We start from the raw sequence: 16,959 nt of genomic DNA on the forward strand, positions 1-16,959 counted from the left end.
GCACCGCTCAGCGAGCCGGGAATGGTGAGAGCCCGGTGGGTGTGTGTGCCCGTGCCGCCCCGGAGCCGCAGGCTGAACACCGTGGCTGAGCCGCGGGTAGTAAGCTGTGCCGTTTAGCCCCCGTTAAAGGGCCCCGAGAGGATCGTCCTTATTAATGCATGGCGATCAATCAGGGTGGTACCGCGAGTTAATACCTCGTCCCTTGCTTTTGGGGACGGGGTTTTTTAATGTCCCGGTTACCCGGGTCATATTAACCCGAAAGGGGTGATGGTGTTGGACAATATTACCAGACAAATATTGGAGTTGCTCGAGGATAACGCCAAACTGGCACCGGAGGAAATCGCGGTCATGCTCGATATTGACGTGGCCGAGGTGCAGGGCATTATCAGGGAATTGGAGGACAAAAAAGCCATCCTCAGTTATATGACGCTGATTAACTGGGAAAAGGTGGGCGAAGAAAAGGTCAGTGCATTAATTGAGGTGCGTATCACCCCCCAGCGGGATGTCGGCTTCGATGCCGTGGCCGAGCGCATCTACCGGTTCCCGGAAGTGCGCAGTATGCGCCTCATGAGCGGCACATACGATTTGGCGGTTTTTTTGGAAGGCCGCAGCATGAAAGAAGTATCCCATTTTGTATCCACCAAGCTGGCTACCATTGAAGGCGTGGTCAGCACCACCACACATTTTGTCCTGAAAACATATAAACAGGACGGGGTAATAATGGAAGATGGTGAGGAAGACAGGAGGCTGATGATTTCCCCATGACGCAAACAAACTGGTCGGATAAAGTCAACCCGGTGGTCCGTAATTTACCGCCCTCGGGTATCAGAAAATTCTTTGATTTGGTGGCCGAGACCAGGGGCGTAATTTCCCTGGGGGTGGGCGAGCCTGATTTTGTAACCCCCTGGCATATCCGGGAGGCCTGCATTTATTCCCTGGAAAAGGGCTACACCATGTACACCTCCAACTGGGGGCTGTTGGAACTGCGGGAAGCCGTGGCTGCCGATCTTGCCCGCACCTATAACGTTAACTATAACCCCCGGAACGAAATACTGATCACCGTGGGGGTCAGTGAAGCGCTGGATTTGGCCATGCGTGTACTGCTACAGCCCGGGGACGAGGTGTTGATACCTGAACCCTCCTACGTATCTTACGCCCCCTGCACCACCCTGGCCGGTGGGGTACCCGTATTTATGCCCACCGGGATGGAAAACGGGTTCCGTATTTCGGCGGAGCAGGTGCAGGCTTCCATTACCCCCCGGACCAAGGTTTTATTGTTGTGCTATCCCAATAACCCCACCGGCGCTGTGATGGACCGGGAGGAACTGGCCAAAATCGCCGAAGTGGCGGTGGCAAACGACCTGATGGTGATCTCCGATGAAATCTATGACCGGTTGACCTATACCGGCCGGCACACCTGTATGTCGTCACTGCCCGGTATGCGGGAGCGCACCGTGCTGCTCAACGGTTTCAGCAAAGCCTATGCCATGACGGGCTGGCGAGTTGGCTACGCCGCCGGTCATCCCGAAATTATCGGTGCCATGACTAAAATACACCAGTATTCCATGCTGTGTACCTCCATCACCGCCCAGATGGCCGCGCTGGAGGCCCTGAAAAACGGCCAGCCCGGCATGCGCCGGATGGTGGAGCACTATAACCGCCGCCGTCACCTGGTGGTGCAATCCTTCAAGGATATGGGGTTGCCCTGTTTTGAGCCCGGCGGAGCCTTTTACGCCTTTCCCCAGGTAACCGGGACCGGCCTTACCAGCGAGGAGTTCGCCGAGCAATTGCTTAAACAGGAGCAGGTGGCCCTGGTGCCCGGCAACGCCTTCGGCGGGTCCGGCGAAGGTTTTGTAAGGGTTTCCTATGCCGCCTCCATTGACGATTTGAGCGAGGCTTTCCGGCGCATGACCCGTTTTGTACGCCGCTGTGGTGTACGGCCCAGGGTAATCTCCGCACCGGTAAAAATTTCAGGCAGTCAAAGTGCCCGGATTGAAGGAATTTGTCAAACAATATAGAAATAAATTTTATTTACATTAACTATACCGATAACTAATGCAACCATGCCGGGCTGTGCCCGGCAAAGTTTATGATGGACCACTCAAGTAGGGGAGGTTGGAATATTGAAGGAATTGCTTTCCGGCAACGCTGCCATTGCCAGGGGAGCCTATGAATATGGCATTACCCTGGCCGCGGGTTACCCGGGCACACCCAGTACGGAAATTCTGGAAACCCTGTCCCGCTACGAAGGGATTTACAGCGAATGGGCACCTAACGAAAAGGTGGCCCTGGAAGTGGGCATCGGTGCCGCCATGGCCGGTGCCCGGGCGCTGGTGACCATGAAACACGTGGGGGTCAATGTGGCCGCCGACCCGTTGTTCACCGTAGCCTATACCGGTGTCAACGGGGGGTTGGTGCTGGTTTCAGCCGATGACCCCGGCATGCACAGCTCACAAAACGAACAGGACAACCGCTATTACGCCCGGTTTGCCAAAATCGCGCTATTGGAACCTTCGGACAGCCAGGAGGCCAAGGACATGGTGGGGTTGGCCCTTACCATCAGCGAGCAGTACGACATTCCTGTAATGCTGCGCACCACCACCCGGGTAGCCCACTCCCAGAGCATGGTGGAACTGGGCGAGCCGGTGGCCCGGGAAATAAAGCCATACCAACGGGACGTCAAGAAAAACCTGATGGTACCCGCCTTCGGCCGCCTGCGCCGGGTCAGCCTGGCCCAAAGGATGGCCAGGCTGGCGGAATATAGTGAAAACACTCCGGTGAACTTTATTGTCCCGGGGAGTGATAAAATAGGTGTCATCACCAGCGGGATCAGCTATCAACTGGTCAGGGAAGTACTACCCGAAGCTGCAGTGCTTAAACTGGGCATGACCAACCCGCTACCCGTGGGATTGATTAAAAAGTTCGCCGCCCAGGTCCAGACCCTGTATGTGGTGGAAGAACTGGAACCATACCTGGAGGAACAAATCCGCATGCTGGGCATTAAAGTGACCGGCAAGGAAATATTCCCGGATACCGGCGAATTTGACCAGGGTTTGCTGCGGCGCTGCCTGGCCAAAGCCGGGGTGCTGCCCGCTCCGGCCGGGCAGGAGGAGATGCTGGCCGGCCTGCCCCAGGCGCCCCCCCGCCCGCCGGTATTGTGCGCGGGCTGCCCGCACCGTGGTGTGTTTTATACCCTGCGGCGGCTTAAACTAACCGTCACCGGTGACATCGGCTGCTATACCCTGGGCGGTCTACCGCCCCTGGAGGGGATCGACAGCTGCGTATGCATGGGGGCCAGCATTGGCATGGCCCACGGCATTGACAAGGCGATTCCGGAGCTAAGGGGGCGCACCGTTGCCGTTATCGGCGATTCCACCTTCCTGCACTCGGGTATCACCGGACTTTTGAACGCGGTTTACAATAACAGTGACAGCACCGTAATTATATTGGACAACCGTACCACCGCCATGACGGGGCACCAGGACCACCCGGCCACCGGCCGCAACCTGATGGGCCACGAGGCCCCCGAAGTGGACATAACCATGCTGTGCCGGTCCCTGGGGGTAAAAAGGGTGGAAGTGGTGGATCCCCTGGATATATCCCGGCTGCAGGAAGTAATTAAGGCTGAAACAGCTGCGCCCGGCCCGTCGGTGATCATTGCCCGGCGCCCCTGCGCCCTGCTCAAGCGGGAAGTGAGGCCGGCCGTTACGGTGGATCAGGACAAGTGCACCGGGTGCAAAACCTGCCTGAGACTGAGCTGCCCGGCTATTTCGGTCATTGAAAATAAAGCTTTGGTGGATGCAGGGGCCTGCGTGGGCTGCAATTTATGCGTGCAGGTATGTAAAACCGGGGCAATCCAAGGGGGTCAGGCTGATGCTTAAACCGGTGGACGTTTTAATGGTAGGTGTGGGCGGTCAGGGTACCATTCTGGCCAGTAAAGTACTGGCCGCAGCGGCCCGGGCCGCCGGTTATGATATCAAGGTTTCCGAAATCCACGGCATGGCCCAGCGGGGCGGCAGTGTGGTCACCCAGGTGCGCCTGGGGGAAAAGGTATACTCGCCCCTGATTTCCCAGGGGGAAGCCGACGTTATTCTGGCCTTTGAAGAACTGGAGGCGCTGCGCTGGCTTGCCTATCTCAAACCGGGCGGTACACTGATCATCAACAACCAGCAGATTTACCCGGTACCCGTGCTGGCCGGTGCCGCCCAGTACCCGGAAAATATCATCGACCAAATTAAAGCCCGGGGGATAAATGTACAGGTGCTGGAAGCCACGAAACAAGCCATTGCATGCGGCAACGCCAAAGCGGCCAACGTGGTGTTGCTGGGCGCCCTGGCCCAAAAACTGCCCATCGAAGAAGCCACCTGGCGCCAGGCCCTGGCGGCCACCGTACCACCCCGCTTCCTGGAGGTAAACAACGCCGCCTTCACCGCCGGCTTTACCGCCGCCACGGGCTCCGGTGCCGGGTGTTGAATGGCTGAGGGGTGACAGGAAATTTTCGGTATTTAAGTCTTTCTTTTGTGGAAGATGGCGTCATGTGCCATCTTCCTTTTTATGGGGGCACGGCCAAGTGTTTATGCCCTGCGGTTAAATCGCTTTGCATATGCACTATGAATTTGGTGTATAATTTTCGACGAAGGAGTTTTATCCATAAAAGTATTTAGAAGGTTATTCCTGTGGCAGGTAACGTGATATACTGTAATTTAGTGTTGATTTGCGAGGAGAACGTCCTTAACAAGGAGGCTTGTTTAACACAGTGAGTGAAGTAACCAGTGTAGTGGAAGAAATGCGCGCGGCGCTTGAGAAAGCCCTGGTGGAGGCTGTGGATAAAGCGGTGCAGGCGGGGGAATTACCGCCGGTGGAATTGCCGGATTTTGTGGTGGAGGTCCCCCGGGAGCGGGAGCACGGGGATTTTGCCACCAACCTGGCCATGCTGCTGCCCAAACAAGCCCGCATGGCCCCGCGGAAAATTGCCGGGGTCCTGGTCCAGTACCTGCCCCGTACCACCCGCTGGCTGCAGCATATCGATGTAGCCGGCCCCGGTTTTATCAACTTTACCCTGGACCCCCGGTGGGTGCTTCAGGCGGTGCCGCTGGCGGTAGAGCGTCAATCCGACTACGGGCGGGTGCAGCTGGGGGCTAATAAAAGGGTGCAGGTGGAATTTGTCAGTGCCAATCCCACCGGTCTTTTGCACATGGGTAATGCCCGGGGTGCCGCCCTGGGGGATGCCATAGCGGCCATACTGGATTTCGCGGGCTGGCAGGTGGCCCGTGAGTATTACATTAATGACGCCGGTAACCAAGTAGAAAATTTCGCCCTTTCCCTGGAAGCCCGCTATTTAGAGCTGCTGGGCCGGGAAGGGGAAGTGCCCGAAGGGGGTTATCACGGGCAGGACATCATCGACACGGTGCGCCGTTACATAGAGGAAAACGGGGACAAACTGCTGGATGTTGACCGCCGGGTCCGGCTGGATACCCTGGCCCGGTATGCCCTGGCCGAAAAAATAAGTGGTATTAAAAAGGCCCTGGCTGATTTCGGGGTGCACTATGATGTGTGGTTTTCGGAACAGTCGCTCCATGATACCGGCAAGGTGGACGGGGCTTTGCAGCGCCTGCGGGAGCGGGGCTTTTTGTATGAACAGGAGGGCGCTCTGTGGTTTAAAGCCAGCGCTTTTGGTTTGGAGAAGGATGAAGTGGTGGTGCGTAAAAACGGCATTCCCACCTATTATGCCGCTGATATAGCCTATCACATGGACAAGTTTGACCGGGGTTTTGACCGGGTGATCAATGTTTGGGGTGCTGATCACCACGGTCATGTGGCCCGGATGAAGGGTGCCATAAAAGCCTTGGGTTACGACCCGGACGCCCTGGATGTGGTGTTGATGCAGCTGGTCAGGCTGTTTTCCGGCGGTGAAATTGTGCGCATGTCCAAGCGTACCGGTCAATTTGTCACCCTGGAAGAATTGGTGGATGAAGTGGGCCTGGACGCCGCCCGTTACTTCTTTATCATGCGCAGCGCCGACAGCCACCTGGACTTCGACCTGGACCTGGCCCGCACCCAGTCCAACGATAACCCGGTTTATTACGTGCAGTATGCCCATGCCCGTATTTGCAGCATTTTCCGCCAGCTGGCCGAACAGGGCGGGCAGCCTCCCCGGGCCGGCGATGTAAACCTGGAACTGCTGCGGGAGGAAGCCGAGCTGGCCCTGGCCCGCCGCCTGGCGGACTTCCCCGAAGAGGTGGCCCTGGCGGCCCGCCAGCTGGCACCGCACCGCATTGCCCGTTATGTGCACGAAGTGGCCGGACTGCTGCACAGTTTTTATAACGTACACCGGGTCATCACCGGTGATGTGGAATTAACCAGTGCCCGGCTGCTGCTGATGGAGGCCACCAGGGTGGTGCTGCGCAACGCGCTGGCCCTGTTAGGGGTACGGGCTCCGGAGAAAATGTAACGGGGGGTTAAATATGCGTGAGGTAATTTTGGCCACCCTGGCCGGGTTCGTGGTGGGCTTTATTTTTGCCAAGATCAAACTGCCCGTGCCCGCGCCGCCCACCCTGGCCGGCGTTATGGGCATTGTGGGCATGTTTTTGGGGTATATGGCGGCCAACAACTGGCTGGTTCGTCAATAACAACCCCGGGTGCCCGGTATCGGGTATTGACACCCGGGGCGGGGGATGTATACAATATATGTTATTGTGCTGAAATAATATTGACACAGGAGGCTCCTATGGCTAAGTTCATATTTATTACCGGGGGAGTGGTTTCGTCCCTGGGTAAGGGAATTACCGCAGCTTCCCTGGGGCGATTGCTGAAGAGCCGTGGGTTGAAAGTGGCCATTCAAAAGCTGGATCCATACATTAATGTTGATCCCGGTACCATGAGCCCTTATCAGCATGGAGAAGTTTTTGTAACCGAAGACGGAGCGGAAACCGACCTGGATCTGGGTCACTACGAGCGGTTTATTGATGTGGATCTGAGTAAAAGCAGTAACGTAACCACCGGTGGTATTTACTGGTCGGTCATCAACAAGGAACGCCGGGGTGACTACCTGGGGGCCACCATTCAGGTCATTCCGCATATTACCAATGAAATCAAGGAGCGGGTGCACCGGGTGGCCCGGGAACTGGACCCCGATGTGGTGCTGGTGGAAATCGGGGGTACCGTGGGTGACATTGAATCATTGCCCTTTTTGGAGGCCATTCGCCAGTTGAAGAGTGATTTGGGCCGGGAGAATGTGATGTACATACACGTTACCCTGGTGCCCTATCTCAGGGTGGCTAATGAGTTGAAAACCAAGCCCACCCAGCACAGTGTAAAGGAATTGCGCAGTATCGGGATTCAGCCCGACGTGCTGGTCTGCCGTACAGAAAAACCCCTTTCCAGGGAAATGGTGGAGAAACTGGCCTTGTTTTGTGACACCGACCTGGATGCGGTGGTGCAGGCGGTGGACGCCTCGCATATTTACGAAGTGCCGCTCATGATGGAAGAAGAGGGCCTGGGAGATTTAGCCGTGCGGCGCTTGAACCTGAACTGCCCCAGTGTCCCCGATTTAACCGAATGGCGGGCCATGGTGGAAAAGATGAAAAACCTGCACCGGCATACCACCATTGCCCTGGTGGGTAAATACGTAGCCCTGCCCGACGCTTATTTAAGCGTGGCCGAAGCGCTGCGCCACGCCGGGCTGTTTCACGGTGCCAGGGTGGATATCCGCTGGATTAACGCCGAAGATTTGGAGGAACAACCGGTGGACAAGTTCCTGGCCGGAGTGGACGGTATTCTGGTTCCCGGCGGTTTCGGCGACCGGGGCATTGAAGGCAAAATAAATGCCATTCGCTATGCCAGGGAAAACAAGATACCCTACCTGGGTATTTGCCTGGGTATGCAGCTGGCGGTGGTGGAATTTGCCAGAAACGTTATGGGTTGGACCATGGCCAACAGTGCGGAATTCAATGCCCATACCCAGTACCCGGTGATTGATTTGTTGCCTGAACAAAAGGAACTGGACCGGATGGGCGGCACCATGCGCCTGGGCCGCTATCCCTGCCGGCTGCAGCCCGGCACGCTGGCCCACAGCGCTTACGCCGAAGACATTATTTATGAAAGGCACCGTCACCGTTACGAGTTGAATAATCGTTACCGTGATGACCTGGCAAGGGCGGGAATGGTATTCAGCGGTACCCTGCCCGACCGCTACCTGGTGGAGATAGTGGAGCTAAAAGACCACCCGTGGTTTGTGGCCACCCAGTTCCACCCCGAGTTCAAGTCACGTCCCTATAAACCCCACCCGTTATTCCGGGATTTCATCGGGGCCGCGCTGGCAAATTAAATAACCGGGCGTGGATTTATAACCGGAAGTTGATGCTAATAGCCCCCGGCGTTGCCATACGGTGCCGGGATGCTGGTAGTGTTAATGCTTGAGAGACTAGGCTGTAAATTCTAATTTGATAGTATAAAAGTACTGCCGTATGCACACCTTTGTACTATATGGAATAAGTTTGATTTGCCGTATAATTAGTATAAACCGTATATGTTTCTATCAAGATCTTGTTCTAAAATTATGCTTTGGTGCCGGGTGCATATAAGGTTGAGAGATTTTAATCTTTACACCTTATATGCATGCCTTTCCCGGGCCCAAAACGTCATGAAAGCACCTGCGTGAGTACCGCAAAAGCCGGCTTACACAGAGATTACAAGTGGATCTCGCGCGGTCTTTTTTCGCATAGTCTTTATAAGCTTTGGTGAATTAGCCCAAAGCTTTTTTTGCATTTACACCCACAGGTTTAATTTGCCACTCCTGTTGAAATCAGGTAAAGTAACAGCCAAACACAATTTACCCGCACATTGTTGGCCGGTAAGGGGAAAATTTTTATTTTGCAATTTGTTGGCAGTAAATCACCCGGCCATTCTCCACATACTATTGATCAGTATTACCTTTGAGGGTGCTGTATATATCTGGGAAAGGTTGTGAATTATGCTCAAACGTAAAATAATAGCCGGTCTGATTATCGGTATAGCTGTACTGTCCCTTATGGCCGCCGCCCTGTACCGGGGTGGTGGGGGAGATGGTTATCCCGGTAAGGGCCGTTCCGGCAACGTGGTGGGGGTTATTGATATTAACGGCACCATTGCCGGCGGCGCCGGATCCGGTGGCCTGTTCTCGGTGGTGGCCGGTTCCGGGTCCATCATGGAACAGTTGCGCCGGGCCGCCGGTGACCCTTCGGTTAAAGCGGTGGTGCTGCGTTTGAATACCCCCGGCGGCACTGCGGCGGCCTCCCAGGAAATCGCCCTGGAGGTGGACCGGTTGCGCCGGGCGGGCAAAAAAGTGGTGGCTTCCATGGGCGATGTGGCGGCTTCCGGTGGATACTGGATTGCCTGTCGCTGTGATAAAATAGTGGCCAATCCCGGCACCATGACCGGCAGCATCGGGGTGATTATGCAATCTCAGAATTTGCAGGGTCTTTATGAAAAGCTGGGTGTGGACCCCGTGGTTTTCAAGAGCGGCCCGCACAAGGACATGGGCTCGACTTCTAGAGGCGTTACCGAAGAGGAACAGCGCATTTTCCAGAGTATGGTGGATGATATGTACCGGCAATTTGTAAAAACCGTATCCGAGGGGCGGGGTCTGGAGGAGACCAGGGTGCGGGAAGTGGCCGACGGGCGGGTTTTCACGGGCAGCCAGGCCATGGAAAACGGCCTGGTGGATTACCTGGGCAACTATTATGATGCCATTGATATAGCGGCTGATTTGGCCGGTATCCAGGGAGAGCCCGAGGTACTGAACCTGTCGCCCGTATATCCCTGGTGGGGTATGCTCGGCGGCCTGGAATCAGGGCTGTTGTCCATTGACCGGTGGGCCTGGTTACTGCTTGATGTTCCGCCAATCCATTAAGCTTTAAGTAGCTGACCGCATCAAGTAATAAGCTTTTGGATGCGCAAAAGTGGAAAGGGTATACCGGCTGTTTTAATACGAGCGCTTGGTTAAAAGTTGAGCAAGGGAGGCAACGAATGGATAACCGGCAAACAAACCACGAGCATTTTCGGCCGGAGGATCATTCCGCCGGCCACGTACCGGTGGATAACTTGGCTGTGCCCGGCGGTGAGCCTGTTCCCCGTAATAGTGGCGAAGAAAATGTATATACAGCGGAACAAAAGGATAATATCGTTAATAACCACCAGGATAAAAATAACATATTAGAAATTTTTTATGGCGTTCTTTTTGAACCGGCCCGTACTTTCGCCGGCTTTGCCCAAAATCCTCCCATTGGGGCAATCGTAATCCTTTTTGTGGCCCTTAACCTGGCGGAGGCCTTGACCGCTATTTTTACCACCCCGGTATATCTTAACCGGGTGGATCTCAGGGACCTGCCCTGGGGAAGCGCCGGAACTGCCCAAACCATTATGTCGTTTGCCGCCGTGGCCGGTTTTTTATTCAGTGTTATAAAATGGTTTTTTATGGCCGGTTTATTGCACTTGCTGGCGGCACTATACGGCGGTACAGGCCGGGCGAAAAGTGTATGGGCGGTATATGGCGCGGCCGCTTTACCCGCCGTATTTATGATACCGGTCCAAATAGCCGCCGGCCTTTTGGACACCGGGGGACTGTTTGGCTTCACCAGCGGGCTTGTGACCCTGGGACTGTATGTCTGGGGCGTTGTGCTGCTAATCACCGGGCTGCGGGAAGTACACGGTTTTAGCACGGGCAGGGCGGTACTCACTGTTTTTACCCCCGCTCTGGTGCTGTTATTGATGGTATTGGTAACGTTGATCTTCATTGGTACCGTTGCCTCAACCATTATGGCTCCCTTTATGGCACCGCAAATTTTTTAACGATTCAACGATTTAATGCAGGTATTTTTAAAATCTTAGAGAAAAATGATTTAAATGCTTGCCCGGGGAGGTTAGAATATGCCTGGTCCTAATTGCGATATACTTGTCATTGACGACCAAGCCGGTGTACGCTGGTTAATCCGTGAAGCACTAATTGATGAGGGGTATTCGGTAGATCAGGCCGCCAACGGTTATGAGGCCCTGGCAAAGCTGGGCGAAAATAAATATCGCCTGATATTGTTGGATGTGAAAATGCCGGGGATGAACGGCCTGGAAACATTGCAGGCCATCAAAAAAGTGGACAGCCAGGTGCCGGTGGTAATGATGACGGCTTATGGTGAGCTGGATATGGAGGAAACCGTCCAACAGATCACCAAACCTTTTGATTTGAACGAATTGCGTAAATTAGTGCGGGAAAACCTGCGAGCATAAGTTTAATATTATCTTGTTGTCGCTGCACACCCATGGTTGGTTGAAGAGGCAATAAAAAGGATTTGTTTATTAACATGTCGAATACCTCTTAAAATGAGTAAACCTGTAGGGCAGGAGGATAGCCATGATTATAGATACCGATACGCTACTAGCCATGCGGTGCCCTGAATGTGGAAAACTGGATTACCACAATCTTTCCCGGTTCAGTTTTAGCGGCCGGAAAAGAGTTGAAATTTTTTGTTCATGCGGTTATGTGAAACTTGTCATAACCTCCAAAGACCGTAAAAGTTTTTGGCTTCAGGTGCCCTGCGTTGTTTGCGAGAGCAAGCACGTACATTCCTTTAGCTCAAAGATGCTTTGGTCCGAGCGGGTAAATTACCTGTTTTGTCATGAAACCGGTCTTGAATTGGGTTATATCGGTCCTTGTGACGAGGTTAAAGCCATGGCCGCTGCACAGCAGGAAACTATGGAGGCCCTGGCGGATGATTTTGAAGCCGAGGATGAATATTTCAACAACTCAGAAGTAATGTACGAGGTGCTTAATTGCCTGCATGATATTGCCGAGCAGGGGTCACTTTACTGCCAGTGTGGTAACCGGGACGTTGAAGTGGATATATTCCCCGACCGCCTGGAACTGCACTGCAAGGACTGCGACAGTGTAAATATTATTTACGCCGAGACGGATGATGACCTGCGGGTGATCAGGGAAGTTGAAACCATTGAACTGGTCCGCAACGGCTTTGAATGCCTGGACAGTTTGTCCAACACCACCAAAACAGGTAAAAAACCCAAACACCGGCGTAAATAAAATAATAAACACCCCCTGCGGGGTGTATAATACTTTTGGAGCTTATTTAAAAAATAAGCTTTCGGTGCCGGGTGTTAAGAGGTTGAAAGTCTAAGGCTTTCAACCTCTTAACACCCGGCACCTGTCGAGGTGTGGTTTACAGGTCACTATGCCCTTTTGCGCGAGGCCACCACAAGAAGAAGATCACCGAAGGTTTGCTTTACGGGAAGATAAGTTAATGTTGCATAACTGAGGTTTTTGTTGGAAAATTATCTTACGGATAGCTATAAAATTCAGGTAAAATAACGTATATATATTTGACGAGGAGGATTATATATGAGTTTGGTTCCGGTAAGTACATTGCTGCGGGAAGCCCGGGCGGGCGGTTATGCGGTGGGTGCTTTCAACTGCAATAACATGGAGATTGTACAGGCCATTGCCGCCGCCGCCGAAGCTGAAAGGGCACCGGTGATCATGCAGGCCAGCCAGGGGGCGATTAAATATGCCGGCATAGAATATATTACCGCCATGGTGGGTGTAGCCGCATCCATGGTGAGCGTGCCTGTGGCGCTGCACCTGGACCACGGCACCAGTTTTGAGCAGGTGATGCAGTGTATCCGTTCCGGGTTTTCATCCGTTATGATCGACGGCTCAAAACATGCCCTTGAGGAAAATATCGCCCTTACCAAACAGGTTGTGGCCGCCGCCAGGCCGGTGGGGGTATCGGTTGAGGCCGAACTGGGTAAAATCGGTGGTACGGAGGATGACATTCATGTCAGTGAGGCCGACGCTTTCTTTACCGATCCCGAGGAAGCACGGGTTTTTGTAGAGGAAACCGGGGTGGACGCGCTGGCCGTAGCCATCGGTACGGCCCACGGCCGTTACAAGGGCGAACCGAAGCTGGATTTTGCCCGGCTGGAAAAGATACACTCACTGGTGAACATCCCCATTGTGCTGCACGGCTCTTCAGGAGTACCCGAGGAGGCTATCCGGGAGGCTATCCGGTTGGGGGTTTGTAAAGTAAACATAGATACCAATATCCGCGAAGCATTTGTGGATCGCTGCCGTAAAGTGCTGGCCGATTACCCCGATGAAATAGACCCGCGTAAAATACTGGGCCCGGCCCGGGAGGCGGCGGTGGAACTGATTAGAGAAAAAATCAGTATTTTCGGCAGTTCCGGCAAAGCTTAGTACATGTTTTTTTTCCATTGACACCGCACCGGGCGTACTTTTCAATGCCGGTGCAGCGGCAATGACACCAGGCGCTTTAAGACGCGCGATAACCATTTTGGAGGTGTCCGGTTATTAAACTATTCATAGATTCAGCCAATGTGGATGAGATCAGGTCGGCAAGCGAACTGGGCGTGATTAGTGGAGTAACCACCAACCCATCGTTAATTGCCCGGGAGGGACGTGACTTTGGCGAAGTGGTCCGGGAAATTACCACCATTGTGGACGGCCCCATAAGTGCCGAAGCAGTGAGTACCAGGGCCGAGGCCATGATACCCGAAGCCGAGGAGCTGGCCGCCATCCACCCCAATATCGTGGTCAAGATACCCATGAACGGTGAAGGATTAAAGTGTGTCAGCGCGCTGTCCAAAAAAGGAATCAAAACCAATGTTACTCTGGTGTTTTCAGCCAACCAGGCTTTGCTGGCCGCCCTGGCCGGAGCTACCTACGTGAGCCCCTTTGTGGGCCGGCTGGATGATATCGGCCATGACGGGGTGGGGCTGGTCCGGGACATTGTCGAAATATATGACCTGCATGGCCTGGAAACAGAAATCATCTCCGCCAGCATCCGTCATCCCCTGCATGTGACGCAATCGGCGCTGGCCGGTGCCCACATTGCCACCGTTCCCTACAAAGTACTGCTGCAAATGCTCAAGCATCCTTTGACTGATTTAGGTATTGAAAAATTTCTGGCCGATTGGGCCAAGGTGCCCAAAAAGTAAGGAGGTAATCCCTTTGCGTATTACCGGGCGCATCAAAGATTATTACAACCGGGTAATGGACCTGCCGGATGCGCCCACCAAGGTGGCCCGGGGCGCAGCCCTGGGGGTGGCCCTTGACTTTTTACCCATCCCTGTAATCAGTATCCCCGTTGCCTATCTGGTGGCCCGGGTGGTGGGCGGTAATGGTCTGGCCGGTGCTTTGACGGCTGCTTTCTTTAAATGGGCGGTACCATTTTTCTACCTGATGAACGTGGCTACGGGCAACCTGCTGCTGGGCTTTAAATTACCAGAGGATATGGCGGCAATGGCCATGGCGGGTACGCCGGCCAATTGGATGGACCAACTGGTACAGTTGGGTATACCGTTTTTGGTAGGGGCGGCGGTGAACGCGCTACTGGCCTGGCTGGCCTTATATTTCGTGGTACGGCGCTTGCTGCTGGCCAGGCACACCCGCAGAGGGATCAAACGCAAGGATATAAAATGCTAACTATTTTAATTAGGTGGGATGCCCTTGAATTATAATGAAAATGAATTAGCAAGTAAAACACTGGCTGAGTTATACGCCCTGGCCAAGGAACTGGAACTTACCGGGTGCTCCCGGTTACGCAAAAAGGAATTGGTTGCCGAGATTGTCAGGGCGCAGATGGAGAAAAGCGGCCTGCAGTATTCCAGCGGTGTGCTGGAAATACTCCCGGACGGTTACGGTTTTTTAAGGCCGGGACACTTTTTGCGCAGTTACGATGATATATACGTTTCATCCTCCCAAATCAGGCGATTTGACTTGCGTACCGGTGACCTGGTAGCCGGGCAAGTCCGTGGCCCCAAGGACACAGAACGGTATTCAGCGCTGCTGCGTGTTGAGCAGGTGAACAATACCGACCCTGAAGAAGCTGCTAAAAGGCTGCATTTTGCCGGACTCACCCCTCTATTTCCCCGAGAGCGGATTTCCCTGGAAACCGATAAGGATAAACTCTCCACTCGGATCATCGACTTGATTGCTCCCATTGGAAAAGGCCAGCGCGGGCTTTTGGTATCGCCGCCCAAGGCGGGCAAAACCGTGCTTTTAAAGTCCATAGCCAACAGCGTTACCACAAATCACCCGGAAATTTATTTAATTGTACTGCTTATAGATGAGCGCCCCGAGGAAGTTACCGATATGGAGCGTTCGGTACGCGGCGATGTAATTAGTTCTACATTTGACGAGCCGCCGGAAAACCACGTCCGGGTGGCCGACCTGGTGCTGGAACGAGCCAAGCGGCTGGTGGAACACGGCCGGGATGTGCTGATTTTACTGGACAGCATCACCCGCCTGGCCAGGGCGCACAACCTGGTGGTGCCGCCCAGCGGTCGCACGTTGAGCGGCGGTGTGGATCCCTCTTCACTGCACAGGCCGAAGCGTTTTTTCGGTGCCGCCCGTAATTTGGAGGAGGGCGGTTCCCTGACCATTCTGGCCACCGCGCTGGTGGAGACGGGCAGCCGCATGGATGATGTAATATTCGAGGAATTCAAGGGCACCGGCAACATGGAACTGATTCTGGACCGCCGCCTGGCGGAACGCCGGATTTTCCCGGCCATTGACGTGCTCCGTTCCGGCACCCGGCGGGAAGATTTGCTGCTCAGCAAAGACGAGCTGGAGCTGAACTGGTATTTCCGCAAAGCCACCGCCGGCCTGTCACCCGCCGAAGCTATGGAATACATCAGCGAGCGACTGAAAAAGACTAAATCCAACCGAGAGTTGCTCCGGGCCTTTTGTAATATCCGCGGGCAAAAAAATTCCAAACCGGGGGAATGCCCTGGTTTTCCGGATTAACCCCCCCACTCTTTCGATGAAACATAATTGCATTAAACACTGAAAAACCCGGTGCAAACCGGGTTTTTGGTTGAAAAGCGTGGTGCCGTTAAATGCTTTGGTGCCGGGTGTTGAGAGTCTGAAAATCCTGCAAATTAGTATAAACCCTGGCTTGCCTGGCAATAATTAAAGGTGATGACAAGTCTAATATTGTATATTATTTTTTTAATTATTGCGGGAGAGGTTAAGGGAGAAAATGTTTAAATGCAGTAAAAATAACATCATCATTGCGGGCCTGGCAGTTTTGCTGGTGGCGGGCTTTTTGGCCGCCGGGCTTAAGCCGGCCCAGGCCAGGTTGGATGAACTGTTGAGCCCTGATGCACCATATGTGACAGAACCTGTGGCCGGCCAAACCGGGCGGCAGGACGCGAACCAGCCGGTGGCGGCTGTGCCCGGGGTTTATGTGGTGCAAAAGGGGGACACCCTGAGCCATATTGCATCGCGGTATGATCTCGATGTAAAGCAGTTGGTGGAGCTTAATAATCTAAAGGATGATAATCATATCATTAAAGGGCAGGTGTTGATGCTGCCCGGCAATGTGATACCCTACCAGGTGGGCCGGGGCGAATCCCTCAGCTTAATTGCCGTGCGGTTCGGGGTGCCGGAGGAAAAGCTGGTGGAAATGAACGATCTGGATGACCCGGATCGCCTGCTGGCCGGGCAGCAGTTGCTGATCCCGGCGGGCCGGGGTGGCCCGGAGGGCCAGGTTTCCCGGGGCTTGCCCCTGAGCCAGCTTAAATGGCCCGTGGTGGGCTGGATCAGTTCCCCCTATGGTATACGGGACGGTTCCATGCATGAAGGGCTGGATATCGCCGCCGACCATGGGCAGCCGGTGCGGGCCGTTAGGGAAGGAAAAGTGGTGTTTGCCGGGCCGCGGGGTACTTACGGCAACACGGTAATCATCGACCACGGCAATGGGCTGCGCACCCTTTACGCCCATAACTCCCGGGTTTTGGTGAGTGAGGGGCAGCGGGTAACCGCCGGCCAGCGCATCGCCCTGGTGGGCAGCACCGGTCGTTCCACCGGGCCGCACCTGCACTTTGAAGTGCTGCTGAACGGTACACCGGTGGACCCGCTGCTTTGCCTGGAGCGGGCATATTCTTAACAGCATA

16 protein-coding genes are annotated in these 16,959 nt (G+C 54.4%); all 16 read left to right on the top strand.

The genetic code is table 11. The annotated features are described in order from the left end of the window. Window positions 1-267: 267 nt before the first annotated feature. Window positions 268-765 carry an Lrp/AsnC family transcriptional regulator gene (locus LX24_RS04920; protein WP_166511028.1) on the top strand — a complete coding sequence of 166 codons (498 nt, stop codon included), beginning with the start codon at window positions 268-270 and terminating at the stop codon, window positions 763-765. Further along, a complete protein-coding gene (locus LX24_RS04925; protein WP_166511029.1) occupies window positions 762-2,018 on the top strand; it encodes an aminotransferase class I/II-fold pyridoxal phosphate-dependent enzyme in 1,257 nt (418 codons plus the stop codon). The genes LX24_RS04920 and LX24_RS04925 overlap by 4 nt, the downstream gene beginning before the upstream one ends. A 105-nt stretch (window positions 2,019-2,123) precedes the next feature. Beyond that, a complete protein-coding gene (gene iorA, locus LX24_RS04930; RefSeq protein ID WP_166511030.1) occupies window positions 2,124-3,881 on the top strand; it encodes an indolepyruvate ferredoxin oxidoreductase subunit alpha in 1,758 nt (585 codons plus the stop codon). Then, window positions 3,874-4,473: an indolepyruvate oxidoreductase subunit beta gene (locus LX24_RS04935; RefSeq protein ID WP_166511031.1), complete on the top strand. Its 600-nt coding sequence runs from the start codon at window positions 3,874-3,876 to the stop codon at window positions 4,471-4,473. Before iorA ends, LX24_RS04935 begins: the two co-directional genes overlap by 8 nt. 313 nt (window positions 4,474-4,786) lie before the next feature. Further along, window positions 4,787-6,451: an arginine--tRNA ligase gene (gene argS / locus LX24_RS04940; protein ID WP_166511121.1), complete on the top strand. Its 1,665-nt coding sequence runs from the start codon at window positions 4,787-4,789 to the stop codon at window positions 6,449-6,451. Window positions 6,452-6,464: 13 nt separating this feature from the next. Further along, window positions 6,465-6,629, top strand: a complete 165-nt coding sequence (locus LX24_RS04945; protein WP_166511032.1) for a XapX domain-containing protein — start codon at window positions 6,465-6,467, stop codon at window positions 6,627-6,629. A gap of 98 nt (window positions 6,630-6,727) precedes the next feature. Further along, complete coding sequence (locus LX24_RS04950) at window positions 6,728-8,326, top strand: CTP synthase (RefSeq protein WP_166511033.1); 1,599 nt, start codon at window positions 6,728-6,730, stop codon at window positions 8,324-8,326. A 645-nt stretch (window positions 8,327-8,971) separates the two neighbouring features. Beyond that, complete coding sequence (gene sppA, locus LX24_RS04955; RefSeq protein ID WP_166511034.1) at window positions 8,972-9,889, top strand: signal peptide peptidase SppA; 918 nt, start codon at window positions 8,972-8,974, stop codon at window positions 9,887-9,889. A gap of 116 nt (window positions 9,890-10,005) precedes the next feature. Further along, the gene (locus LX24_RS04960) at window positions 10,006-10,827 is read left to right on the top strand and encodes a Yip1 family protein (protein WP_166511035.1); all 822 of its coding nucleotides are present in this window, start codon (window positions 10,006-10,008) and stop codon (window positions 10,825-10,827) included. Window positions 10,828-10,905: 78 nt separating this feature from the next. Further along, window positions 10,906-11,259, top strand: a complete 354-nt coding sequence (locus LX24_RS04965; RefSeq protein WP_166511036.1) for a response regulator — start codon at window positions 10,906-10,908, stop codon at window positions 11,257-11,259. A 124-nt stretch (window positions 11,260-11,383) separates the two neighbouring features. After that, window positions 11,384-12,067: a hypothetical protein gene (locus LX24_RS04970; RefSeq protein ID WP_166511037.1), complete on the top strand. Its 684-nt coding sequence runs from the start codon at window positions 11,384-11,386 to the stop codon at window positions 12,065-12,067. Window positions 12,068-12,382: 315 nt separating this feature from the next. Next, window positions 12,383-13,237, top strand: coding sequence for a class II fructose-1,6-bisphosphate aldolase (locus LX24_RS04975; RefSeq protein ID WP_166511038.1), 855 nt, complete (start codon window positions 12,383-12,385; stop codon window positions 13,235-13,237). Between the two features lie 113 nt (window positions 13,238-13,350). Beyond that, window positions 13,351-13,998, top strand: a complete 648-nt coding sequence (gene fsa / locus LX24_RS04980) for a fructose-6-phosphate aldolase (RefSeq protein ID WP_166511122.1) — start codon at window positions 13,351-13,353, stop codon at window positions 13,996-13,998. A 13-nt stretch (window positions 13,999-14,011) separates the two neighbouring features. Further along, window positions 14,012-14,485 carry a DUF2062 domain-containing protein gene (locus LX24_RS04985; RefSeq protein ID WP_166511039.1) on the top strand — a complete coding sequence of 158 codons (474 nt, stop codon included), beginning with the start codon at window positions 14,012-14,014 and terminating at the stop codon, window positions 14,483-14,485. A gap of 24 nt (window positions 14,486-14,509) precedes the next feature. After that, window positions 14,510-15,808 carry a transcription termination factor Rho gene (gene rho / locus LX24_RS04990; protein ID WP_423244323.1) on the top strand — a complete coding sequence of 433 codons (1,299 nt, stop codon included), beginning with the start codon at window positions 14,510-14,512 and terminating at the stop codon, window positions 15,806-15,808. Between the two features lie 235 nt (window positions 15,809-16,043). Beyond that, the gene (locus tag LX24_RS04995) at window positions 16,044-16,952 is read left to right on the top strand and encodes a M23 family metallopeptidase (RefSeq protein ID WP_166511041.1); all 909 of its coding nucleotides are present in this window, start codon (window positions 16,044-16,046) and stop codon (window positions 16,950-16,952) included. Window positions 16,953-16,959 lie beyond the last annotated feature (7 nt).

This window comes from Desulfallas thermosapovorans DSM 6562 (genome assembly GCF_008124625.1).
In the GTDB taxonomy this organism is placed as follows: domain Bacteria; phylum Bacillota; class Desulfotomaculia; order Desulfotomaculales; family Desulfallaceae; genus Sporotomaculum; species Sporotomaculum thermosapovorans.